Genomic DNA, 21502 nt, shown 5'->3' with positions numbered 1-21502 from the left:
CTCCGTCTCCGCGGGCGGCGTCGGCCGGCCCGGTGGCTCCGAATCTACGCCCGCCCCCGGTGGATCATCGCCATGACGACGATCACCCTCCGCAGCCGCCGGGACGGGGAGGCGGTCCGGAGCGACCCGACGGCGCGTGTCAATGTAGCGTTGACACGTGGACGCCGAGCTGGACGAGTTGGGCGCCCTGCGCCACGCGCGGGCGCGTCTCGACGAGCGGGAGCTGGACCTCATCGACCGGGCGCGGCACGCCGGCGCGACCTGGGCGCAGGTCGCCTCGGCGCTGGGCCTGGCGAGCCGGCAGGCGGCCGAGCAGCGGCGCCGGCGTCTCGTGGCGGCACGGCGGGCACGCCGACGGGACCTCGATCGTGGCTGGTCCCCCGAGGTCGTGGCGCTGCGCGGGGTCGTGGCCGACCTGCAACGCTGGATCGACGCGGACCGGCGGTGGGACGGCCGGTTCGCGCGGGCGGCCCTCGTCCGGGACACGGTGGCGGTCGCGCACGACGCGGAGCCGGGTCCGCTGCACACGCTGGCCCGGCACGTCGCCGCCGACCTCGCCGCGGCCGGCACGGCGGGCCTGCCGGGCCCGGTCCGGGCCGTCGCCGCCCGCCTGGAGGCCGCGCTGTCAACAATGCGTTGACAGCCGTGACCAGTATTGAATCGGGTCCGCTCAACTCCAAGGATCTGAGTCGTCCCGACTCGACCCCGTGGAGGATCCGTGCGGCGTAACGCGGCGCTGTTCGTGGCGGTGTCACTGCTGTCCGGGCTCGGCGGCAGCGCCATGAACCTGGTGAGCGGCATCTGGGTCCTCGACCTCACCGGGTCCGCCGGTCTCGCGGCTCTCGCCGGGCTCTTCCTCTACGGGCCGCAACTGGCCGGCCCCTGGCTCGGCGGCGTGCTCGACCGCGTACCCCGGCGACCGCTGCTCGTCGCCACCAACCTGGCCCTCGCCGCGGCCGTGCTGAGCCTGCTGACCGTGCGCGGGCCCGGCCAGAGCTGGCTCGTCTTCGCCGTCTCCGCTGCCTACGGGATCAGCTACCTGCTCATCGACGCGGGGGAGACGGCGCTGCTGCCGTCCGTGCTGGCGGCGGAGGATCTCGCCCACGTCAACGGCTGGCGCTCCAGCGCCCAGGAGGGGATGAAGCTGGTCGCCCCAGCGGTCGGCGCGGGCCTGTACGCGTGGCGGGGCGGCCCGGCCGTCGCCCTGCTCTGCGCGGCGCTGCCCGCGCTGGTGGCCGTCGGCTACCTGGCGCTGCGCCCGACCCGTGCGGCCGCCGCGCCCGCGCCGCGGCGGCCCGGGGGCGTGCGCGCCGGACTGCGGATCCTGGCCGGCCAGCGCGCGACCCGGGTGACCGTCGGGCTCGCCGCCGTGTCGATCGGTATGTCGGGCTTCGCCACCGCGGCGGTCTACGCGGTCGTCACCGGGGACCTGGGCCTGCCGAGCACCTTCCTCGGCGTGCTCGTGACTGCCCAGGGCGCCGGGTCGATCGCCGGAGGGCTGGTCGTCGGCCGGCTCCTGTCCCGGTACGGCGCGGCGCGCGTGGCGGTGGCGGGCACCCTGCTGTTCGCCGCCGCCTGCCTCGGCCGCTGCCTGCCGTGGCCACCGGCGCTCGTCGGGGCGGCGCTGGTCGGCGGCGTGGGCCTGCCCTGGACGCTGGTCGCGGCGATCACCGCCGTCCAGACCCACACACCCCCGGCGATGCTTGGGCGGGTGTCCGCGACGGCCAACACGGCGATGTTCGGGCCCGTGGTGCTGGCCACCCCGCTGGGCTCCGCCGCCGTCGTCCTGGGCGGCCGTCCGTCGCTCGTCGTGGCGGCCGGTGTCTGCCTGGCCGCCGCGGCCGTCGCCGCCGGGCGGCGACCCGCGCGCACGCCCGACCTGCCCAGGGAACGGGAGGCGGTCCGGTGAGGGCCGGGTCCACCCGGCACAGGGAACCCGTGTTCGACCGCACGACGATCAGCGCGCGCCCGTCCGGCGTACGGGCGATGCCGTTCGCGTTGATCCCGGTGCCGACCTGGTGTGATGAGCCGGTGGAGTTGCGCGAGATGCGGGCGTTCGTCGCGGTGGTGGAGGAGGGCAGCCTGTCCGGCGCGGCCCGGCGGCTGCACGTGAGCCAACCGGCGCTGTCGCAGCAGATGAACGGCCTCGAACGGCAGCTCGGCGTGCAGCTGCTGGTGCGGGGCAGCACCGGGGTGCGGGCCACCGACGCCGGCGCGACCCTGCTCGCGGAGGCGCGGGCGGTGCTGGCCCGGTACGACCAGGCGGTGGCGGCGGTCACCCGGCATGCCGGGGCGGGGGAGACGCTGCTCCGGCTCGGGATTCCGCTGGAACTCCCCGCCGGCCTGCTGTCCGGGCCACTCGCCTCGCTGGCCGCGGCCTATCCCGCCACGCGCGTCCAGGCGCTGCACATGTCGACCGCCGCCCAGATCGCCGCTCTGCGCGCCGACGAGCTGGACGTCGGCCTGGTCCGGGAACACCCGATCGGCCCCGACCTGGACGCCGTGCTGGTCGTCGAGGAACGGCTCGGGGTGCTGCTCGCGGCCGACCAGGCGGCGAAGCTGGCCGGCCCGGGCGGGATCCGGCTGGACGCCCTCGCCGGCCTCGACTGGGTCGGGTTCCCCCGCTCCGGCAGCCCCACCTGGTACGACGAGATCGTCGCCATCCTGCGCAGCCACGGGCTGGATCTGGGGCCGGCGGCGCCGGAGGGACAGGAACTGATCGCTCCGGTGAAGCTCGCCGCGGTGACGGCCGGCGGTGCGTTCGCACTGGCGCCGCCGGACTGGCGGGAGCCGATCCCGGAGTCGCTGACCTGGGCGCCCCTGGTCGGCCACCCGATCGTGCGGCGCACGTGGGCGGCCTGGCCGGCCGCCGCACGTCGCCGCGACCTCGGGCACCTGGTCGCCGCGCTCGAGTACCGGGGGCCGGAGTAGCCGTTCCCCGGGGTGGCGCACCACTTATGGCGGCCATAAGCAGCGCCACCAGGCCGGCGGGAAAATCCGCGGCCTCCGCCGCATTGCACCCAGCGGTCGGTCAGACGCCGACCGATTCGTGCGAGACGAGATGTGGTGGAGAAGATCATGGAACTGCAGGAGACGGTTGCGCTCGTGACCGGTGGCACCAGCGGCATCGGCCGGGCCACCGCGGTGGCGCTGGCCGAGCGGGGGGCCCACGTGGTGATCTCCGGTCGGGACGTGAGCCGGGGCGACGAGGTGGTGCGGGAGATCCGGGCGGCCGGTGGCCGGGCGGACTTCCTGGCCGCCGACCTGCGCGACGAGGCGTCCGCGCGGTCGCTCGCCGCGCGTGCCCGCGCCGTGGCCGGCCGGGTGGACATCCTGGTCAACAACGCGGGCGTCTACCCGTTCGGGCCGACGGAGCAGACCGACGAGCAGACCTTCGACGCGGTGTACTCGCTCAACGTGAAGGCACCCTATTTCCTGGTCGCGGAGCTGGCGCCGGAGATGGCCAAGCGCGGCCACGGCGTCGTGGTCAACGTGACGACGATGGTCGCCGAGTTCGGCGCGCCGGGCTTCGCCCTGTACGGGTCGAGCAAGGCCGCGCTGGTGCTGCTCACGAAGGCGTGGGCGGCCGAGTACGGCCCGCAGGGCGTGCGGGTCAACGCGGTGAGCCCCGGCCCGACCCGGACCGGGGGCACCGCGACCATGGGCGACGCGCTCGACCAGCTGGCCGCGCAGGCGCCGGCCGGTCGGCCCGGGTCGGCCGAGGAGATCGCGGAGGCGATCGCGTACCTGGCCAGTGACCGGGCGAGCTTCGTGCACGGCGCGGTGCTGCCGGTGGACGGCGGGCGGGTCGCCGTCTGAGCCGGACGTACGCCGGTCGTGGCGGCCCGCCTCACCGGGCGGGCCGCCACGCGGTCCTGGCTACACGCCCAGGCCGCCGAGGACCGTCATCTCCTGGCTGGCGAACTCGCCGGTGAGCAGGGGCATGGCCCGGGCGATGGCGGCCTTCGTCTCGGGCAGGTCCAGCGACCGGTCGTGGTGCTCCTTCGACTCCCAGATCTCGCTGACCCGGACGAGGTCGGGGTCGTCCTCGACGACGCCGACGGCGTAGAGGCGGCAGCCCGCCGCTCGCAGGCCGTCGACGCCCTCCAGCAGGATCGCCACCACGTCGTCGCGGTGCCCCGGTCGGGTCCTCATGGAGTTGACGAATCCGTACGGCATCACACGTCCTCACGCCGGGCCGAAAGCTGACGGCATCAGCTTGCCCGCCCGGTACGACAGCGGGCGTACGCCCCGGGCGTGTCGCGGGAGGAGCGGCTCTCGCGACGCCCGGCCCGTCGCCGGCGGGGACGGCGACGCGCCGGCGGGGTGCGGACGGATCCGCGCCCCGCCGGTGGCCGGTCCCGCCCGCGGGGGGCAGGACCGGCGGGGCTCACGGGTTGGTGATCCCCATCGTGTAGCTGCCCGAGCCGCTGTAGGCGTGGACCTCGAACCGGTAGTAGCCGGCGGTGCCCGTGTAGGTCAGCGACTCGTCCGGGCCGGAGCTGTACGACCCGGCGACGTCCACCCAGGTCGACCCGTTCCACTTCTGGAGGTACAGGTCGAAGTCGACGCCGGTGGGGCCGTCCAGGCAGCCGCGGTGGGTGCCGGAGACCGACGAGTAGTAGTAGCTGCCGTTGGGCTGGTAGACGCTCTGCCCGGAGGAGACGGAACCGGTGTAGGTCGCCTCGTAGCCGGTGCAGCCGGTCGGCGGCGGCTCACCACCGCCGCTGGTGCGCAGCGTCAGGCCGTACGCGGAGAGGATCTCGTTGACCGGCTGGAAGTAGGTCGTGCCGCCGGAGGTGCAGTTGCCGGAGCCACCGGAGGTGACGCCCTGCGCCTGCTGGCCCGAGAGCCACGATCCGCCGGAGTCGCCGGGCTCGGCGCAGACGTTCGTGCGGGTGAGGCCGGTGACCGTGCCCTGCGGGTAGTTGACCGTCTGGTTCTTGGCCTGGATGGTGCCGCAGTGCCAGCCGGTCGTGGAGCCGGAGCGGCAGATCGAGGCGCCGACGGCGGCCTCGGTGGAGCCGGCCACCGTGACGTTGCCGCCGGCGTAGTTGTTCACCCACGGCTGCGGGGTCCAGTTGGAGTTGGTCTGCACCCACGCGTAGTCGTTGCCGGGGAACGAGGATCCGCGGAAGGTGCCCTGGGCGACCTGGTTGTAGCCCTGGGTCGCCGTGCCGACGGTGCCGCAGTGCCCGGCGGTCACGAACCCGCCGACCACGGAGAAGCCGACCGAGCAGCGCCCACCCATGTAGTAGGCGTCGCCACCGCGCACGTCGTAGTAGGTGCGCGGGGCCTCGGTGGTGGCGACCACGCGGACGGCGGCGGGGTCGACGCGGCTGGCCCGGACGAACGCGGCGGCCGCGCCGGTGTCGCGGGCGAGGACGACCACCGTGTTGGTGGTGACGTCGACGTACCAGCCGGGGATGGCGGTGGCCGACGCCCGGGCGGCGTGGCGGTCCAGCGCCGACTTGATCCGGTCGAGGTCGGCGCCGCTGCGGGTGACGAGGGCGGGCTGCGCGCCGGCGGCCCGGACGCGGTCGGCGGCGGAACGGTCGGTGACCGCGACGACGAGCGTGTCACCGGCGAACCAGCCGCCGGCGTACGTGGCGCCGAGCGACCGGCGCAGGGCGGCGTCGGTGCGGCTGCCCTTCTCGTCGCGGGCGACGCGGGCGCGGGCCTGGCCGGCGGTCAGCCCCAGGTCGCGCTGCATCGCGGCGAGCATCGCCGACGACGCCGCGTCTGCTCCGGCGGCGACGGCGGGGCCGGTCGGTGCCGCGGCGGCGGGTGACGCCACGGCGGTGAGGGCGCCGACGGGCAGCAGGATCGCTGCTGCCGCGGCGGCGAGGCTTCGTCTCATCGTGCCTCCTGGTGGACGGCCGCGGCGCGGTCGGGGGTGCACCGCGGGCAGGTCAGGCACAACCTACGACGTCCCGATCGAGGTGTCTCTATATCACCTGGCTCATACCGTCTCGCAGGCTGTAGGAAAACTTCTTTCAAGCGATTGACTTCGATGGTTTGCGACACAACAATCCTCGCCTATATCAACTCCCATCAATCTCATTCCCCTGGGAGGAGGCACCCATGGCAGCTCTACGAGGCGAGGTGTCCTGGTTCTGCTGCGGCAGCGCCTGGGGCCCGTGCGGCACCGCCGGCGGCGGCGCGTGCGGCACCTGCCGGTCGGGCAACTACCAGCACGCCTGGCCGAACACCTCGGACGCGTGCCTGGCCATCACCCGCCCCGACGCCTGCGGAATCACCGGCATGAGCCGGCGCGGATGCGGGTTCCGGCACTACACCACCAACCTCTGCAACGGCGCCCGGGTCGGCACCACCATCGCCGACTGCGGGCCGCAGACCGACCTGTTCTGCGGTGAGCGCACCTGCTGCGGCTCGGCCTGCGGCAGCAACCGGATCATCGACCTCACACCGGCGGCGTACAGCGCGATCGCCAGCCTCTCCACCGGGCTGCGGCCCTGCTCGGTCGACACCGTCTGAACGGGAAGGTGCCCCATGAACCAGACCCTGGACCGCCGCCGACTGCTCGCCACCGCCGCGCTCGGCGGAGTGGTCGGCGCCACCGCCCTCGGTTCGCTGGCCCCCGAGGCGGCCTTCGCCGCCGAGGCGACGGCCGTCGAGCCCGGGATGCCCGACCCGAACTTCGCCGAGGGTCGGATCAGCAAGATCTCCGGCAACATGCTGCTGGTCACCGGCTCGGACACGGTCCTGCACTCGATCCGGATCACCGGCGGCACCAGCATCTGGAAGCTGCAACCGACCACGTTCGACCAGGTCGCGGTCGGTGACGGCCTCTACGCCCGCGGCGTACGGCTGCCCGACGGCACGCTCGCCGCGGACGCCGTCTGGGTGAACATCGTGAACCTGCACGCCCACATCGCCTCCGTGGGCCGCAACGTGCTGCACCTCGACCACAAGGGACAGCACATCGTCGGGCACGTCGTGCCGCGGCTCTCCGCCGCGGTCTACAACGGCACGCCGGCGGTCAGCGACCTGTCGCTGCTGCGCGTCGGCCGGCACGTCCAGGTGCTCGGCGCCTGGCACCCCGACACGAACGAGATCGACATCGCCACCGTCTACGCCGCCGCCTGACCGGGCGGCGCCCCGGGCGCTGCCCGCGTACGCCCGGGGCGCCGCCACGAGCACCGGAGGGAGAACCATGATCGAGATGATCGCGGCGCTGCAACCGCTGGTCGTCGGCGCCGTGCTGCTCTGGTCCGCCCGCGTCAAACTCCTCAGCCGGCACGCCGCCGCGGTCGCCGGCCGGTCGGCGCTGGTCAACCTGCTCGGCGAGCGCCGGGCGCTACCCGCGTACCGGCTGGTCGGCGGCGTCGAGCTGACGCTCGGCGGGCTCCTCGTCCTGCCGCCCGCGCTGCGTGCGGAGGCGGCCGCCGCCGCCGTGCTCGCCGCCGGCTTCCTCGCGTACCTCGGCTACGCCCGCCGGGCCGCGCCGACGTCGTCCTGCGGCTGCCTGAGCGCCCGGGCGACTCCCGTGTCCCACCGCGGCATCGCCCGCGCCGGGCTGCTCCTCGCCGCGAGCGGCCTCGCCGCGCTGGCCCCCGGTGGCTGGCTCGCCGCCCTCACCGCACGGCCGTTCGCCGGGACGGCCGTCCTTCTCGTCGAGCTGGCCGCGATCGTGGCGCTCTCGCCCGAGCTGGACCGGGCCTGGCTGCTGCCGCTGCGCCAGCTGCGGATGCGGCTCACCCACCCGCTGCGCGGCAACTCCGGGGTGCCGCTGCTCGCCACCGTCCAGCAGCTCCAGCTCAGCGACGCGTACCGGCGGGTCGCTCCACTGCTCCGCTCCGACGTGCGCGAGCACTGGGACGACGGCGACTGGCGCTTCGTGGGGCACGCCGCCCGCTACCAGGGGCGAGCGGCCACGGCCGTGTTCGCCGTGCCACTGGCCGACCCGGAACCCGCCGCGGTGCGCGTCGCCGTGGTCGACGACACCACGGGACACACCCTGCTGAGCCTCGCCGGCACCCCGCCGGCCGCCGGCCCCCATCTGGCCGTCTCTCCGGCCTGACCGTCGGGAACGCCCCCGACCAAGGAAGCGAGGTCACCGACGATGCACAGCCGACGACGGGCCGGTGGAGCGGCCCTTTCCCTGCTGGTCGCCGGGCTGGTCGCGGCGGTGGCCGCGCCGGCCGCGGCGGCCGTCCCCGACGGCGCGGTCCGCGCCGCGGTCCCCGACGCGGCGGCGCTCACCGAGGCGGTGACCGGGAAGCTGCTCGCCACCGCCACGCCGGCGCGGGTGGCGGCGACGTCGCAGACCCGGGTCACGGTGAGCCGCCGTGCCGCCGGGTGGGCCTTCGGCACCGTGGTGGCCCTCGCGCCACGGGAGACCGACGCCCATCCGACCGGTGCGGTCTTCGTCGCCCACGCCGAGCACGGCGCGTGGCGGGTCGCCTTCGACGGCGACGTCGACTTCGGCGCGCTCGCCACCGCGTCCCCGCTGGTGACGAGCCAGGAGAAGGTGGTACTCGGCAGCGAACCGGCACCGCTGTACGCGGGTGGCGACTACCGCACCGGAATGGCCCTGCCCTTCGCCGTCGGGCAGACGTGGACGCTCACCGGCGGCCCGCACGGCTGGGGCGGCGGCGAGTCGCCGTACAGCTCGGTCGACCTCGCCGGCGGCGACCAGGTGGTGCGGGCCGCCCGCGCCGGTACGGCGTACACGATGTGCCAGGGCTGGATCCGGGTGATCCACGACCGGGGCTACGCGACCGACTACTACCACCTGTGGAACAACATCTCCGTCAACGGGGCGAGCGTCGCCCAGGGCGCCTTCCTCGGCTACACCGGCACCGACGTCACCTGTGGCGGGGCCGCCTCCGGCCGGCACGTCCACTTCGGGCTGCGGCAGGACGGCGCGTACGTCCCGATCGCCGGCCACGACATCGGCAAGTGGGTGTTCGCCAACGGCGCGGGCGCGTACCAGGGTGGCGCCCGGCACGGGTCGGCCTGGGTCGGGGCCGGTGGCGCCCTGCACAACTTCGGCGCGCTCGGCCTGAACCAGGGCGTGGTCGACGCCAACGGCGGCGGGACCCTCACCCGGCGGGCGGGCCCGGGCACCGGCTACGCGGCCCTCGGCTCGCTGGCCGACGGTGCGACCGTCACCATCTCCTGCTCGGCGAACGGCACGACCCACACCGGGCGGTACGGCACCACCGCGCTCTGGGACCGGCTCAGCGACGGAAGTTGGGTCTCCGACGCGTACCTCTGGACCGGGGTCAACGGTCCGGTCAACGGCTGGTGCTGACCAGCGCGACCGTCGGTCGGTCCGCCGCACGGGGGGCCGGCCTCGGAAAGGAGTGGCAGTGACCGTAGCAGCAGCACCCGTCTTCCGTCGGGTCCGATTCGTGTTGGGCGGCGCGCTCGCCCTGATCACCGCGCTGGCCGCCCCGGCGGCGGCCGGCCCGGCGGCGCCCGCCGCGCCGGTCCGAGCGCCGTCTCCGCTGGCCGTCGCCTTCGACACCGCCTCCGCGCGGTACGACGTGCCCCGCGACCTGCTCGTGGCGCTCGGGTACGCCGAGACGCGGCTGGACATGCACGCCGGGGCGCCGAGCGCGGCCGGCGGCCACGGGCTCATGCACCTGGTGCACAACCCGCGGCAGCGCACCCTCGACGAGGCGGCCACCCTCACCGGGCTGGACCGGGCCGCGCTGCGCGCCGACCCGGCCGCGAACGTGCTCGGCGCGGCGGCCGTGCTGCGCGCGTACGCCGACGAGGCCGGACTGACCGCGACCGCGCGCGACGACCTCGGCCGGTGGTACGGCGCGGTCGCCCGCTACGGCGGCGCGCGGGAGGCGTCGGCGGCGCGGCTCTACGCCGACACGGTCTACGACCTGCTGCGGAGCGGGTTCTCGTCCGACGCCGGCGAGAGCGTGCCCGGACGGGCCGTCACACTGCGGCGCGGCGAGCTGGAGCGGGCGGCGCCCGGCGGCATCGGCACGCTGAGCGCCGACTACCCGCCGGCGGCGTGGGCGCCGGCCAGCACCAGCAACTACACGGTGGCGAGCCGGCCCGGCAGCCACCCGGTGACGTACGTCGTCATCCACGTGACCCAGGGCTCCTACGCGGGCTCGATCAGCTGGTTCCAGAACCCGGCCGCGCAGGTCAGCGCGCACTACACGTTCCGCTCGTCGGACGGCGCCGTCACCCAGTCGGTGCGGGAGAAGGACATCGCCTGGCACGCCGGCAACTGGACCTACAACACCCGGTCGATCGGCATCGAGCACGAGGGGTACGTCGACAACCCGGCCTGGTTCACCGACGCGATGTACCGCGCCTCCGCGGCCCTGACCCGCAGCCTCACGGCGAAGTACGGCATCCCCCGCGACCGGGCCCACATCATCGGCCACATCGAGGTGCCCGGCGCCACCCACACCGACCCGGGGCCGAACTGGAACTGGACCTACTACATGCAGCTCGTCAACGGCGTGACCGGCATCGGCTCGGGCACCGTGGCCACGTCGGGCAACCTGAACGTGCGCTCCGGCCCCGGCACCGGGTACGCGGTCGTCGACACCCTCGCGCCCGGCGCGACGGTGAGCGTCTACTGCCAGACCGCCGGCACCTCGGTCACCGGCCCGTACGGCACCAGCACCGTCTGGAACCGCATCGGCACCAACCGCTGGGTCTCCGACGCGTACGTCCTGACCGGGCACAGCGGATACATCCCGGGCGTGCCCCGCTGCTGACGACGTCGGGCGGTCGCGGTGCCGGGGACGACCCGGCCCCGCGACCGCCCTGATCGACGGACGGACGCGAGAACGGGCGGTCAGGTGGTGGTCCGGACGATCGCCGAGCACTCCCGGTCGACCTGGTCGGCGCTCGTGCAGGCCCGGAAGCGCACCTCGCTCCCCTCGTACATGTTCTTGTTGCAGTAGCCCCAGTCGCCGTGGTTGTTGACGCACTTGCCCTGCCGGTAGAGCGCGCCGCCGCGGTAGTTCCACCACCAGCCGACGGCCTGGGAGCCGTAGCTGAGCACCCAGACCACGTCGCCGTACGGTTCCCAGCAGGCGAGCGCGCTGTTCGTCCAGTCGAAGTCGCCGCAGACGACGTCGTCCGGCGGCGTTCCGGGGGTGGTGAAGTCGATCTCGTAGTCCACGGCGGCGGCCGCGGCGGCGCCGGGCGCGGAGCCGGGGACCGGAGCCGTCGCGGCGGTGGCCCCGACGGTGGGAACCGGGGCCGCGGCGGCCGGGGCGGTCCCGGCCGCGGTGAACGCCAGCAGGCCCGCCAGCACGGTGGCGAGGGAAGCGGTGATGATCCTTCGGTCGGTCATGGCACGAGGGTGCGGCGGGACTGTTTGGCCCGCGTTCGCGGCGGTGTTTGGCCGGGACGGTCAACCGGCGACGCGGTGGCGGAAACGCGGATGGGCCTCCCGCAGCAGCGCCTCGATCAGCGGGGTCCACGTGTCCTCGCCGGTCGCCGCGCCCAGCACGACGAGGGCGCGAGCCTGCTCCAGACGGCAGCCGAGGCGGTCGAGCAGGTCGGCGGCGCCCCGGGCGAGCCGGGCGGCGGCCGCGCGGTCCCCGAGACGGAGGGCCACCTCCGCGAGCACCGTCACGGCCATCCCCTCGTAGGGCCGGTAGCCGCACGCGCGGGCGAGCGTCGCGGCCTCGGCGGCGCTGCCCCGCGCGCGCTCCGCGTCGCCGGCGGCCAGGTACGCCCGGCCGAGGCCGAGCAGGGCGAGCGCGCGTCCCTGCGCCGCCTCCGCCCGTTCGGACAGGTGCCGCGCACGCCGGAAGTGCAGCACCGCGAGCCGCCGGTGACCGAGTTCGAGGCGTACGGTGCCGAGGCTGTGCAGCACCAGGGCCTGCGCGAACGGATCGGTCACCGTACGCAGGGCGGCCAGACCGGCGACGGCCGTGCGCACGGCGCCGGTCAGGTCGCCCTGGTACAGGCGGACCAGCGCGAGGTGCCCGGCCGCCGCCGCCCGGCCCTCCACGTCACCCAGCTCCTCGTACCGGGCGGCGGCCTGGCTCAACTGCCCGTGCGCCTGCTCCAGGCGACCCCGGTACAGGCTCAGCACGCCGAGGTTGATGCGCGCGGAGGCGGCCCCGCGCCTCGCCCCGGCACGCTCGTGCCGCCGCAACGCCGCCTCCAGGTCGGCCTCCGCGGCCTCCAGCCGCCCGGTGAGCAGCCGGATGACGCCGAGGTTGTTGAACGCCACCGCCACCTGGGCGGTGTCCCGGCCGCCGTACGCGGCGAGCGTCTGCGCCAGCTGGCGTTCCGCGGCGCGGGTCCGGCCCGTACGGGACAGCTGCACGGCGATCAGCGAGCGGGCGGAGAGGTCGCCCTCCGCCCACCCGATGCGGCGGCTGAGCCGCCGGCTCCGGGCCGCGTGCGCGATGGCCTCGCCGGGATGGCCCTGGAGCACGTGTGCGATGGCGAGGCTCAGCCGCAGCGCCGCGACGGCCCTGACCTGCCCCTCCGCCTCGGCGGCCCGCAGCCCGGCCCGGGTCACCGCCAGCCATCCGGCGATGTCCCGCGTGGCCAGGAACTTGACCCGGAGCCCGAGGGCCAGCCGCCAGGCCAGGTCGGGCGCGCCACGGTCGGCCGCCGTGAGGGCCAGCGAGCGCAGGTGGTCGTACTCGCCGTCTAACCATTCGACCGCCTCGGCCGGACCGGCGAACACCGGCGGCGGGTCGTCGGTGTCGACGCGGAGCAACTGGGGTGCCAGGAGCCGGCTGGCGGCCCACACCCGGTCGAGGTACCAGCGGTGGACGCGCCGGACCGCCGCCTCCCGCTCGCAGGCGGGGTCGCGCTCGGCGGTGAGGTTCGCGGCGTACTCGTGCAGCAGGTCGTGCAGCACGAGACGCCCGCCGGGGCCGACGGTGAGCAGGTGCGCGTCGACCAGGCGGAGCAGCAGCGGCTCGACCTCGCCGGCCGGCCGACCGGTCAGCGCGACCGCCAGGGAGCGGTCGAACTCGCTCACCGGGAGCAGCCCGAGGAACCGGAACACGCGCTGGACGGGTGGCGCCAGCCGGCTGTACGAGTGGTGGAACACCGCGGTCACGCCGCTGGCGCTGTCGTCGCTCGTGTGCAGCAGCGGCAACCGCGACTCGCCGGCGAGCTGGTCGGCGCGGGCGGCGACCGGACGCGCGGCGGCGGGCAGGTCGACGGCGGCGATGCGCAGCGCCAGGGGCAGCAGCCCGCAGCGGCGGGCGAGGGCGCGGGCCGCGTCCGGCTCGGCGGCGACCCGCTCGGGGCCCGCGATCCGGCCGATCAGTTCGACGGCGTCGGTCTCGTCGAGGGCGTCGATCTCGACGCGCTCGGCGCCCTCGCGCACGACCAGGCCGAGCAGCCGCTCCCGGCTGGTGACGAGGACGCGCGTGTGCGGCCCGCTCGGGAGCAACGGCCGCACCTGTTCGGCGGTGCGGGCGTCGTCGAGGAGCACGAGCAGGCGCAGGTCCGCGGTGAGGGAGCGGAAGAGCGCGGCGGCCTGCTCCACGTCGGGTGGCACCTGGCGGGCCGGCACGCCGACGCCGGCGAGCAGGTGGCCGAGCGCGTCGCGCGCCGTCAGCTCCGGATCGGCGCCGTAGCCGTGCAGGTGCACGTAGAGCTGCCCGTCGGGGAAGGCGTCCGCGGCCGCGCGGGCCGCCCGTACGGCCAGCGTCGTCTTCCCGGCTCCGGCCATGCCGGAGATCACGGCGATCGCCGGGCCGGACGCCGGGCCGGTCAACAGGCGCGCGATGCGGGCGAGTTCCCGTTCCCGGCCCACGAAGTGCTGACCGACGGCGGGCAGTTGCCGGGGCCGGGGCGCCGGACCCGGCGGGACCGGGGGCGCGGTCACCGGCTCCGGCGCGGCGGCCGGTGGCGCGGCCGCCGTCACGGGCGCCGGCGGGGCGGCCAGCGCGGGATCGCCCGCGAGGATCCGCTGGTGCAGACGCTGCAGTGTCACGCCGGGCTCGATGCCCAACTCGGTACGCAGCAGCCGGCGCCCGCGCGTGAACACGTCGAGCGCGTCGGCGCGCCGGTCCGCCCGGTGCAGGGCGAGCATGAGCTGGGCCTGCAACCGTTCGTCGAGCGGCCGTTCGGCGGCCAGACGGTTGAGCTCGGGGAGCAGGTGGACGTGCCGGCCGAGCGCCAGGTCCGCCTCGATGCGCGCGGCCCGCGCCGCGGCGCGCAACTCCTCCAGGGCCGGGCCCTCGGCCGCGGCCAGCTCCTCGGTGACGTCGGCCAGCGCCGGTCCCCGCCACAGGCCGAGCGCCTCGTCCAGGAGCGCGGCGGCCGCCGCCGCGTCGCCCGCGTCCAGCGCCGCCCGGCCCGCGGACGTGAGCGACCCGAACCGCACCGCGTCGACGGTCTCGCCGGGCACCTGGAGCACGTAGCCGGCCGGCCGGCGGACGATGACACCGGCGGGGAGGGACCGGCGCAGCAGCGACAGGTACTGGTGCAGCACCCGCCGGGCGGTGGGCGCCGGGTGGGTGCCCCAGGTCAGGTCGATCAGACGGGCGGCGGGGACCGGCCTGTTCGCGGCTACCGCCAGGGCGGCGAGCACCGTCCTCGGTTTGGTGCCCGACAGCGGGAGCCGGGTCCGGTCGTTCCACACCTCCACCGGACCGAGGATCCGAAACTCCACGCGCCAATCCTGGCACGGTCGTCGATGCCCAACCAGTTGATCGACGTCGTCGCAGGCAGGGGACCAGCGTGGGAAGATCTAAACAACCGGTCGCACACCACCGCAACAGTCCGCCCGCATCGTCCTTCCGGAAACCCCCTCCAGGAAGGCGACGACATGCACCGAATGCTCCACAGGGGACGGCGCGGCCACCTCCGGCGCCGCGCCGTCCTCGCCGCGCTGCTCGCCCTGACGTCGATCGGCGTGACGGTCACCATGGCCGCGCCGGCCCAGGCGGCCGAGCCGCGCGGCACCCGGATCAGCCGCGCGGAGATCATCGTCCGGGCGTACGACTGGTGGCAGCGCCGGATTCCCTACGACCAGGAAGCCTCGGCCACCGACGTCGAGGGCGTCCGCTACCGCACCGACTGTTCCGGGTTCATCTCGATGGCCTGGCGGCTGTCCAGCAGCCGGACCACCGACGACCTCGACGACATCTCCACCCCCATCTCGAAGGCCAACATGCAAGAGGGCGACATGATGATGTGGGACGGCACCGGCACCCAGGGGCACGCGGTGCTCTTCGAGAAGTGGGCCAACGCCGACAAGACCCGGTTGTGGATCTTCGAACAGGCGAGCACGGCGGAGGACATGAACCACCGTGAGGCGGCGCTGTCGGAGTTCTCCCACATGACCGCCTACAAGTACGGCGACGGCGACGGCGCGGCCGACTCGCGTAACGAGTCGTTCAACCAGGTCGCGGGCACCGAGGTGCCCAACCCGGGAATCTCCGCCCCGGCCTGCAACTCACGGACGCTGCCGCTGTTCCGGCTCACCGGCTACCGCAACGTCGAGATGAGCTACCACAGCTGCATCCGGGCGGAGTCGTCCACCACGTTGACCGGGTGGATCGCCGTCTCCTGGCGACCGTACTCGGGCACCGACGACGACAGCACAGTCACCGTCGGCACCAAGTTCGACGGCTTCGGGATCCATCCGCAGTTGCAGGTGGACGACATCACCAAGAAGGAATGGGAGTGCTGGGTCGGCGGTGACATCAACGCGGCGGCCTCGGGCGTACGCGGCTGCTCGTTCTCCGCGACCCGCCCGACCAGCGGAACCGTCACCGTGGACGGGTTCCTGAACTGGGACGAGAACAACGACGGTCTGTTCGCGTTCGGCCCGCACTACGTCTACGGCAGCCCGGTCCTCTGACCGGCTCCCACGAGTGGCCGGGGTCCCCGTGGACCCCGGCCACGCCGGCTCCACCCGTCGTTCCGGCTCAACCCTTCTGCTTCTGCTGGCACGGCACGCAGAACCGGGCGTGCGGCAGGATCTCCAGCCGCTCGGTCGGGATGTCACCCTGGCAGCGCTCGCAGACGCCGTAGGTGCCCTCGGCGATCCGCCGCAGCGCGCCGGAGATCTGCTCCAGGCTCTGCCGGGTCGCGGCGATGAGGGCCGACTGGGTGTGGGCCTGGTTGGGGTCGCCGGTGTCCGCGGTGAGTTCGGTCAGTCTCGCCGTCTGGACCTCGAACTCCTGGCTGAGGGACGCGTGCAGGTTGTCGAGCCGGTCCTGGTCGGCCCGTCGGTGGGTGCCGGTGCTCATGATGGTTCTCCTTGTCCGGATAACGAAAAAGGGCCGAAGCTGTGAAGCTTCGCCCCTGGCGTCCGTTGCGTGATGTGACGGATTCGCCGGTGGGCCACGACCCGGAACGGGGCTCGGCAGCCCCTGGGTGACCGGGGTGGGCACGATGCGCGCACCGGCGCAGCGGCCCCCCGGCAGCGCGGCGCGGACCGGCCGGTGGGCAGCCGGCATCACCGTCAGCAGCGTGACGGTTGCGGCATCCTCACGGACCGGTGGCATCCGACCACCATAGGTGGCCGCCGCGAGAATGCCAACCGGCTTCGGCGGTATCACCCGGCCAGGGCCGGGATCGGTTCGGCCGGACGCAGCCGGCCCCGGGCCACCAGCTCGACGGTGATCACGACGGCGACGGCCTCCACGGCGAGCAGCCCGACGAGGACGAACAGCTGGGTCACCCCGGCCTCGACGGGGCTCGCACCGCCCAGCAGGACCCCGACGAACGCTCCCGGCAGGGTCACGAGCCCGACCGTACGGGTCTGGTCCAGCGCCGGGATCAGCGCCTGAGCGGCCGCGTCGCGGCACACCAGCAGCACCGCGTCCCGGGGCGACAGTCCGAGCGCGAGGGCCGCCTCCACCTCGCCCCGCCGGCCGGTCACCTCGTCGAGCGCCCGGCGCCCGGCCAGCGAGGTGGCGGTCATCGCCCCGCCGATCAGGATGCCCGCCACCGGGATGATCGCTATCCCGCGCAGGGGGACGAGGCCGGCGGCCAGCAGCGCCGCCACCACGGCGAGACTCCCCGCGACGATCGGGACCGCCGCCCACCAGCCTCTCGTACCGCTCGTGATCCGGCGGGCCGCGGTGCCGGACGCGACCGCGCACATGAGCACGACGAAACCGGCCGTCGCCGGGAGGGAGGCCACGATCGCGGCGATGAGCAGCGACACGGCGGTCAGTTGGGCGGCCGCGCGGACGGCGGCGACCACGATCTGGCGTCCGTGCCCGAGCCGGCCGATCCTCGCCACGGCCGCCGCGGTGGCGGTCAGCGCGGCGAGCGCCACCCAGAGCTTCGGCCCGAGCACCAGCATCGTCGAGGACATGGGCACGAGTCTTCCGGCCGCCGGGCGGCACTGCACGGGTGGGTGCGGCGTGACCCGGCCGGCGTAGGTGGTGGCGCCACCCGCGCGCGGGGCTCAGCCGACGGAGAGGCCGGTGGGCAACGGCAGCGTGGGAAGGGACGGCAGCGGCAGGGACGGCAGGCCGCTCGGATGCAGGGGAAGCGACGGGAGAGGCAGGATGTGCGGCGATCCGGGCGTGGACGACGACGGTGCCGGCGGTGGCCCGGACGGGGCAGGTGGTGCCGGGGCGGTTCCGGTGGGGTCGGGTGCGGGGGCGGTCGGCGCCGGGGAGCCCGGAGCGGGGTCACCGGCCGGAGTGCGCGGGAGAGCGGGTACGGCCGCGACCACGTCGCGTTCCAGCGCGTCGAGTTCGGCGCGCAGCCGGGCGGCGACGGCCGGATCGTCCACGCCGGCGAGGTCCCGACGGGCCTGGGCGAGCAGCGCGCGCGCCTCGTCGAGGCGGCCCTCCGCCACGGCCGTGCGGGCCTGGGCCAGCGTGTTCTCCACGCCGCGCACCTGCGCCTGCTCGGGGTAGAGCACGCGGGTCAACGACCACAGTGGGCTGGAGGGTCCGGCGTTCCGGCTGCCCAGGCCGAGCCCGGTGGCGACCGCGAGGAGTGCGATGACGGCGGCGGCGACGCGCAGCGCTCCCCGACCGACCGGCGCCGCACCGATGGCGGGCAGCGGGGCGGCCGCCTCCGCCGCCGCGCGGATCAGCCGCTTCTCGTCGTCGCTGTCGACGTCCGTGCGCCAGGCGGCCAGCATCGCGGCGACCTGGTCGCCGGCCGGCGGGGGCTCGCCGCGGCCGAGCGCGTCGAGGAGCGCGTCGTCCCGGGCGATCGTCGCCAGGTCCAGCTCCTCACCGCCCTCGCGGTGCTGCCGCTCCGTCATGCCGCCACCTCGCCGAGTGTGTCGCCCGCCAGCGTACGGAGGCGGGCGAGCGCGCGGGACTGGGCCACCCGGACCGCGGCGGCGGACATGCCGACGATCGCGCCGACCTCCTCAGCCGGAAGACCGACCGCCACCCGGAGGACCACGATCTCCCGCTGTGTCTCGGGCAGCTGGTCCAGTAGGTCCGAGAGCCGGCGGGCCAGGTCGGTGGCCACGGCCCGCTGCTCCGGCCCCGGTTCCGAGTCCGCGGTCTCCGGCGGCGGCTCCGTGGTGGTGACCGAGGCCGCGCGGACCGCCGCCCGCTGCGCGTCGGCCACCTTGTGCCCGGCGATGGCGTAGACGAACGCGGAGAACGGCACGCCCTGCTCCCGGTAGCGGGGCAGTGCCCGCAGGACGGCGAGGCAGATCTCCTGGGCCACGTCGTCGGCCGTGGTGTACGCCCCGCCGACGCGGCCCAGCCGTGCCCGGCAGTAGCGCACCAGGCCGGGACGGATGTCGGCGAGCAGCGTCGCGGTGGCCGCCCGGTCACCCTGGGCGGCCCGGTGGACGAGTTGGGGCTCGATGGTGGTCGTCATCGCGTCGGGGGGCACCTTCGTTACCGGCCGGTTAACGGGCACGCTATCGAGCCGCCCGCCGATTTGCCTAGCGCACGGTCGGTGACGTCGCGGTGTCGGAAAGAAGTGTGTTGCGTCCGGACGGTCCGCCGCGATGTCACCAGTAACGACGGGAGGAGGCGACCATGGGCGTCGAGGTGGCCGTGCGGGGGCTCACCAAGTCCTTCAATGGCCAGCCCGTCTGGTCCGACGTCAGCCTCACCCTGCCGGCCGGTGAGATCTCGGTGCTGCTCGGCCCCTCCGGCACCGGCAAGTCGGTGTTCCTCAAGACCCTGGTCGGGCTGCTCCGCCCCGACCGTGGCTCGATCCTCATCGAGGGGCTCGACCTGCCCCGGCTCTCCGAGCGCGCCCTCTACGAGGTCCGCAAACTGTTCGGCGTGCTGTTCCAGGACGGCGCGCTGTTCGGCTCGATGACCATCTACGACAACGTCGCCTTCCCGCTGCGCGAGCACACCCGCAAGACGGAGGCGGAGATCCGCGCCGTGGTCACCGAGAAGCTGGACATGGTCGGTCTGATCGGCGCCGAGCGGAAGCTGCCCGGGGAGATCTCGGGCGGCATGCGGAAGCGGGCCGGCCTGGCCCGGGCGCTCGTCCTCGACCCGCAGATCATCCTCTTCGACGAGCCCGACTCCGGGCTGGACCCGGTGCGTACGGCGTACCTCAACCAGCTGATCATCGATCTCAACCAACGGACCGAGGCGACGTTCCTGATCGTCACCCACGACATCAACACGGCCCGCACCGTGCCCGACAACATCGGTCTGATCTACCACGGTCACCTGGCCATGTTCGGGCCCCGGGAGATGCTGCTCTCCAGCACCGAACCGGTCGTGCGGCAGTTCCTCAACGCACAGCGGATCGGTCCGATCGGCATGGCCGAGGAGAAGGACGCCGAGGAGCTGGCGGCGGAGGCGCAGTCCGGGGCCGAGCTGCCCCCGCTGCCGCCGATCCCGCTCCAGCTACCGCCGTCCGACGGGCGGCCGCGCCGGGCCGAACGACCGCCGGGGCAGTGGTGCCGTGAGCACGGGGTCACGCCGCCACCCGGCTCGTTCGCGGACGGGGCGGGGGCGTCGCCCCGCGCACGCGAGCCCGAGCCCGCGGGTGGGCCGGCCGGTACGGGAGGTGGGGCCCGGTGAGCACCGCGGTCGACGTCGTCCGCCGGTCCGGCGAGTTCTTCGCGTTCTGCCTGGACACCCTGCGTGGGCTCGGCCGCAGGCCCGTGCAGGTACGGGAGTTCGTGCAGCAGGCCTGGTTCATCAGCTCCGTCTCCATCCTGCCCGCCGCGCTGGTGTCGATCCCGTTCGGGGCGGTCATCGCGCTGCAACTCGGCTCCCTGGTGCGTCAGCTCGGCGCGCAGTCCTTCACCGGCGCCGCCTCGGTCCTCGCCGTCGTCCGGGAGGCCGGGCCGATCGTCACCGCGCTGGTCATCGCCGGGGCGGGCGGCTCGGCGATCTGCGCCGACCTGGGCGCTCGGAAGATCCGCGAGGAGCTGGACGCCATGCAGGTCCTCGGCATCGACCCGATCCACCGGCTGGTGGTGCCCCGGGTGCTCGCCTCGATGCTGGTTGCCGTACTGCTCAACGGGCTGGTGAGCGTCGTCGGCGTCAGCGGCGGGTACGCCTTCAACGTGCTGTTGCAGGGCGGCACACCGGGCGCGTACCTGGCGAGCTTCCAGGCGCTCGGCCAGCTGCCGGACCTGGTGGTCGGCGAGGTGAAGGCGCTGCTGTTCGGTGCCGCGGCGGCGCTGGTCGCCTCGTACAAGGGGATGACCGCGAAGGGTGGGCCGAAGGGCGTCGGCGACGCGGTGAACCAGAGCGTGGTCATCACGTTCATGCTGCTGTTCGCGCTGAACTTCCTCGTCACGGCCGTGTACTTCCAGGTCGTACCGCAGAAGGGAAGCTGACGTGGCGCTGCTGCGACTCCTCGACGGGCTGGGCGGGCAGCTCGCCTTCTACCTGCGGGCGTTCGCCTGGAGCCCGCGCACGCTGCGCCGCTACAAGCGCGAGGTGGTACGGCTGCTCGCGGAGATCAGCTTCGGCAGGGGCGCCCTCGCGGTGCTCGGCGGCACCGTCGGGGTGATCTGCTTCCTCACCTTCTTCACCGGCACCGAGGTGGGATTGCAGGGCTACCAGGCGCTCCACCAGCTCGGCAGCAGCGCGTTCACCGGATTCGTCTCCGCGTACTTCAACACCCGGGAGATCTCGCCGCTGGTGGCGGCGCTGGCCCTGTCGGCCACCGTCGGCTGCGGGTTCACCGCACAGCTCGGCGCCATGCGGATCTCCGAGGAGGTGGACGCCCTCGAGGTGATGGGCGTGCCGTCGCTGCCGTTCCTCGTCACCACCCGGATGATCGCCGGCTTCATCGCCGTCATCCCGCTGTACGTGGTGGGCCTGCTCGCCAGCTACCTGGCCACCCGCACCATCGCCGTCTGCTACTTCGGACAGTCCGCCGGCACGTACGACTACTACTTCCACCTCTTCCTGCCGCCCGGTGACGTCCTCTGGTCGTTCGGCAAGGTGCTGGTGTTCAGCGTGATCGTCGTGCTCGTGCACTGCTGGTACGGCTACACCGCGAGTGGCGGCCCGGCCGGCGTCGGCGTCGCCGTCGGGCGGGCGGTCCGGCTGGCCATCGTGGCGGTCAACGTCGTCGACTTCTTCCTGTCCCTGGCCATCTGGGGCGCCACCACCACCGTCCGGATCGCGGGGTGAGC

21 protein-coding genes are annotated in these 21502 nt (G+C 74.4%); 13 read left to right on the top strand and 8 right to left on the bottom strand.

Annotated features, from left to right (window positions below; genetic code table 11):
* The first annotated feature begins 157 nt into the window (after positions 1 to 157).
* From OG994_RS15050 to OG994_RS15035, 4 genes are all read left to right on the top strand, one after another.
* Entirely contained in the window at positions 158 to 640 is a 483-nt protein-coding gene (locus OG994_RS15050; RefSeq protein WP_328853613.1) for a hypothetical protein, read from the top strand.
* Positions 641 to 718: 78 nt separating this feature from the next.
* Complete coding sequence (locus OG994_RS15045) at positions 719 to 1909, top strand: MFS transporter (RefSeq protein ID WP_328853612.1); 1191 nt, start codon at positions 719 to 721, stop codon at positions 1907 to 1909.
* Between the two features lie 29 nt (positions 1910 to 1938).
* Positions 1939 to 2931, top strand: a complete 993-nt coding sequence (locus OG994_RS15040) for a LysR family transcriptional regulator (RefSeq protein ID WP_328853611.1) — start codon at positions 1939 to 1941, stop codon at positions 2929 to 2931.
* 147 nt (positions 2932 to 3078) lie between these two features.
* Positions 3079 to 3819: an SDR family NAD(P)-dependent oxidoreductase gene (locus tag OG994_RS15035; protein WP_328853610.1), complete on the top strand. Its 741-nt coding sequence runs from the start codon at positions 3079 to 3081 to the stop codon at positions 3817 to 3819.
* Between the two features lie 60 nt (positions 3820 to 3879).
* Here OG994_RS15035 and OG994_RS15030 read toward each other — a convergent pair whose 3' ends face one another.
* Both OG994_RS15030 and OG994_RS15025 read right to left on the bottom strand, forming a co-directional pair.
* Positions 3880 to 4179: a putative quinol monooxygenase gene (locus OG994_RS15030; RefSeq protein ID WP_120331458.1), complete on the bottom strand. Its 300-nt coding sequence runs from the start codon at positions 4177 to 4179 to the stop codon at positions 3880 to 3882.
* Between the two features lie 211 nt (positions 4180 to 4390).
* Positions 4391 to 5860: a S1 family peptidase gene (locus tag OG994_RS15025; protein WP_328853609.1), complete on the bottom strand. Its 1470-nt coding sequence runs from the start codon at positions 5858 to 5860 to the stop codon at positions 4391 to 4393.
* 224 nt (positions 5861 to 6084) lie between these two features.
* On the opposite strand from OG994_RS15025, the gene OG994_RS15020 reads away from it, so the two are divergent.
* The 5 genes from OG994_RS15020 to OG994_RS15000 all read left to right on the top strand — a co-directional run bounded on the left by OG994_RS15020 (position 6085) and on the right by OG994_RS15000 (position 10721).
* Positions 6085 to 6498 (top strand): RlpA-like double-psi beta-barrel domain-containing protein, encoded by a 414-nt coding sequence (locus tag OG994_RS15020; RefSeq protein WP_120331457.1) that lies wholly within the window; start codon positions 6085 to 6087, stop codon positions 6496 to 6498.
* Positions 6499 to 6513: 15 nt separating this feature from the next.
* Positions 6514 to 7110, top strand: coding sequence for a cell wall protein (locus OG994_RS15015; RefSeq protein WP_328853608.1), 597 nt, complete (start codon positions 6514 to 6516; stop codon positions 7108 to 7110).
* Positions 7111 to 7177: 67 nt separating this feature from the next.
* Positions 7178 to 8044: a MauE/DoxX family redox-associated membrane protein gene (locus OG994_RS15010; protein ID WP_328853607.1), complete on the top strand. Its 867-nt coding sequence runs from the start codon at positions 7178 to 7180 to the stop codon at positions 8042 to 8044.
* Positions 8045 to 8086: 42 nt separating this feature from the next.
* Positions 8087 to 9280 (top strand): peptidoglycan DD-metalloendopeptidase family protein, encoded by a 1194-nt coding sequence (locus tag OG994_RS15005; RefSeq protein WP_328853606.1) that lies wholly within the window; start codon positions 8087 to 8089, stop codon positions 9278 to 9280.
* A gap of 58 nt (positions 9281 to 9338) precedes the next feature.
* Positions 9339 to 10721, top strand: a complete 1383-nt coding sequence (locus OG994_RS15000; protein WP_328853605.1) for an N-acetylmuramoyl-L-alanine amidase — start codon at positions 9339 to 9341, stop codon at positions 10719 to 10721.
* An 80-nt stretch (positions 10722 to 10801) separates the two neighbouring features.
* Here OG994_RS15000 and OG994_RS14995 read toward each other — a convergent pair whose 3' ends face one another.
* Complete coding sequence (locus OG994_RS14995; protein WP_120331675.1) at positions 10802 to 11305, bottom strand: hypothetical protein; 504 nt, start codon at positions 11303 to 11305, stop codon at positions 10802 to 10804.
* 60 nt (positions 11306 to 11365) lie between these two features.
* The gene (locus OG994_RS14990; protein WP_328853604.1) at positions 11366 to 14608 is read right to left on the bottom strand and encodes an AfsR/SARP family transcriptional regulator; all 3243 of its coding nucleotides are present in this window, start codon (positions 14606 to 14608) and stop codon (positions 11366 to 11368) included.
* A gap of 156 nt (positions 14609 to 14764) precedes the next feature.
* Here OG994_RS14990 and OG994_RS14985 point away from each other — a divergent pair, with 156 nt between their 5' ends.
* Entirely contained in the window at positions 14765 to 15802 is a 1038-nt protein-coding gene (locus OG994_RS14985; RefSeq protein ID WP_328853603.1) for an NlpC/P60 family protein, read from the top strand.
* Positions 15803 to 15869: 67 nt separating this feature from the next.
* Here the strand turns inward: OG994_RS14985 and OG994_RS14980 are convergent, their stop codons facing one another.
* From OG994_RS14980 to shbA, 4 genes are all read right to left on the bottom strand, one after another.
* The gene (locus tag OG994_RS14980) at positions 15870 to 16193 is read right to left on the bottom strand and encodes a TraR/DksA family transcriptional regulator (protein WP_120331678.1); all 324 of its coding nucleotides are present in this window, start codon (positions 16191 to 16193) and stop codon (positions 15870 to 15872) included.
* Positions 16194 to 16501: 308 nt separating this feature from the next.
* A complete protein-coding gene (locus OG994_RS14975; protein ID WP_240033208.1) occupies positions 16502 to 17269 on the bottom strand; it encodes an ABC transporter permease in 768 nt (255 codons plus the stop codon).
* A 93-nt stretch (positions 17270 to 17362) separates the two neighbouring features.
* The gene (locus OG994_RS14970) at positions 17363 to 18178 is read right to left on the bottom strand and encodes an anti-sigma-D factor RsdA (RefSeq protein ID WP_328853602.1); all 816 of its coding nucleotides are present in this window, start codon (positions 18176 to 18178) and stop codon (positions 17363 to 17365) included.
* Positions 18175 to 18753 (bottom strand): RNA polymerase sigma factor ShbA, encoded by a 579-nt coding sequence (shbA, locus tag OG994_RS14965; protein WP_328853601.1) that lies wholly within the window; start codon positions 18751 to 18753, stop codon positions 18175 to 18177. Before shbA ends, OG994_RS14970 begins: the two co-directional genes overlap by 4 nt.
* A gap of 164 nt (positions 18754 to 18917) precedes the next feature.
* Here shbA and OG994_RS14960 point away from each other — a divergent pair, with 164 nt between their 5' ends.
* The 3 genes from OG994_RS14960 to OG994_RS14950 are packed head-to-tail and all read left to right on the top strand — an operon-like array spanning position 18918 to position 21500.
* Positions 18918 to 19928 (top strand): ABC transporter ATP-binding protein, encoded by a 1011-nt coding sequence (locus tag OG994_RS14960; RefSeq protein WP_120331681.1) that lies wholly within the window; start codon positions 18918 to 18920, stop codon positions 19926 to 19928.
* Positions 19925 to 20695 carry an MlaE family ABC transporter permease gene (locus tag OG994_RS14955; RefSeq protein WP_120331682.1) on the top strand — a complete coding sequence of 257 codons (771 nt, stop codon included), beginning with the start codon at positions 19925 to 19927 and terminating at the stop codon, positions 20693 to 20695. The genes OG994_RS14960 and OG994_RS14955 overlap by 4 nt, the downstream gene beginning before the upstream one ends.
* A gap of 1 nt (position 20696) precedes the next feature.
* Positions 20697 to 21500 (top strand): MlaE family ABC transporter permease, encoded by an 804-nt coding sequence (locus OG994_RS14950; RefSeq protein WP_456238363.1) that lies wholly within the window; start codon positions 20697 to 20699, stop codon positions 21498 to 21500.
* The last annotated feature ends 2 nt before the right edge of the window (positions 21501 to 21502 follow it).

Origin of the sequence: Micromonospora globbae (assembly GCF_036184225.1) — a bacterium.
In the GTDB taxonomy this organism is placed as follows: domain Bacteria; phylum Actinomycetota; class Actinomycetes; order Mycobacteriales; family Micromonosporaceae; genus Micromonospora; species Micromonospora globbae.
This window is presented reverse-complemented; position numbering and strand designations above follow the sequence as displayed.

Bases quoted from the DNA above. Each gene is read 5' to 3' on its own strand.
- OG994_RS15035 (WP_328853610.1), top strand. From the start codon at position 3,079: ATGGAACTGCAGGAGACGGTTGCGCTCGTGACCGGTGGCACCAGCGGC.
- OG994_RS15030 (WP_120331458.1), bottom strand. From the start codon at position 4,179: ATGCCGTACGGATTCGTCAACTCCATGAGGACCCGACCGGGGCACCGC.
- OG994_RS15025 (WP_328853609.1), bottom strand. From the start codon at position 5,860: ATGAGACGAAGCCTCGCCGCCGCGGCAGCAGCGATCCTGCTGCCCGTC.
- OG994_RS15020 (WP_120331457.1), top strand. From the start codon at position 6,085: ATGGCAGCTCTACGAGGCGAGGTGTCCTGGTTCTGCTGCGGCAGCGCC.
- OG994_RS15015 (WP_328853608.1), top strand. From the start codon at position 6,514: ATGAACCAGACCCTGGACCGCCGCCGACTGCTCGCCACCGCCGCGCTC.
- OG994_RS15010 (WP_328853607.1), top strand. From the start codon at position 7,178: ATGATCGAGATGATCGCGGCGCTGCAACCGCTGGTCGTCGGCGCCGTG.
- OG994_RS15005 (WP_328853606.1), top strand. From the start codon at position 8,087: ATGCACAGCCGACGACGGGCCGGTGGAGCGGCCCTTTCCCTGCTGGTC.
- OG994_RS14995 (WP_120331675.1), bottom strand. From the start codon at position 11,305: ATGACCGACCGAAGGATCATCACCGCTTCCCTCGCCACCGTGCTGGCG.
- OG994_RS14985 (WP_328853603.1), top strand. From the start codon at position 14,765: ATGCACCGAATGCTCCACAGGGGACGGCGCGGCCACCTCCGGCGCCGC.
- OG994_RS14980 (WP_120331678.1), bottom strand. From the start codon at position 16,193: ATGAGCACCGGCACCCACCGACGGGCCGACCAGGACCGGCTCGACAAC.
- OG994_RS14975 (WP_240033208.1), bottom strand. From the start codon at position 17,269: ATGTCCTCGACGATGCTGGTGCTCGGGCCGAAGCTCTGGGTGGCGCTC.
- OG994_RS14970 (WP_328853602.1), bottom strand. From the start codon at position 18,178: ATGACGGAGCGGCAGCACCGCGAGGGCGGTGAGGAGCTGGACCTGGCG.
- shbA (WP_328853601.1), bottom strand. From the start codon at position 18,753: ATGACGACCACCATCGAGCCCCAACTCGTCCACCGGGCCGCCCAGGGT.
- OG994_RS14960 (WP_120331681.1), top strand. From the start codon at position 18,918: ATGGGCGTCGAGGTGGCCGTGCGGGGGCTCACCAAGTCCTTCAATGGC.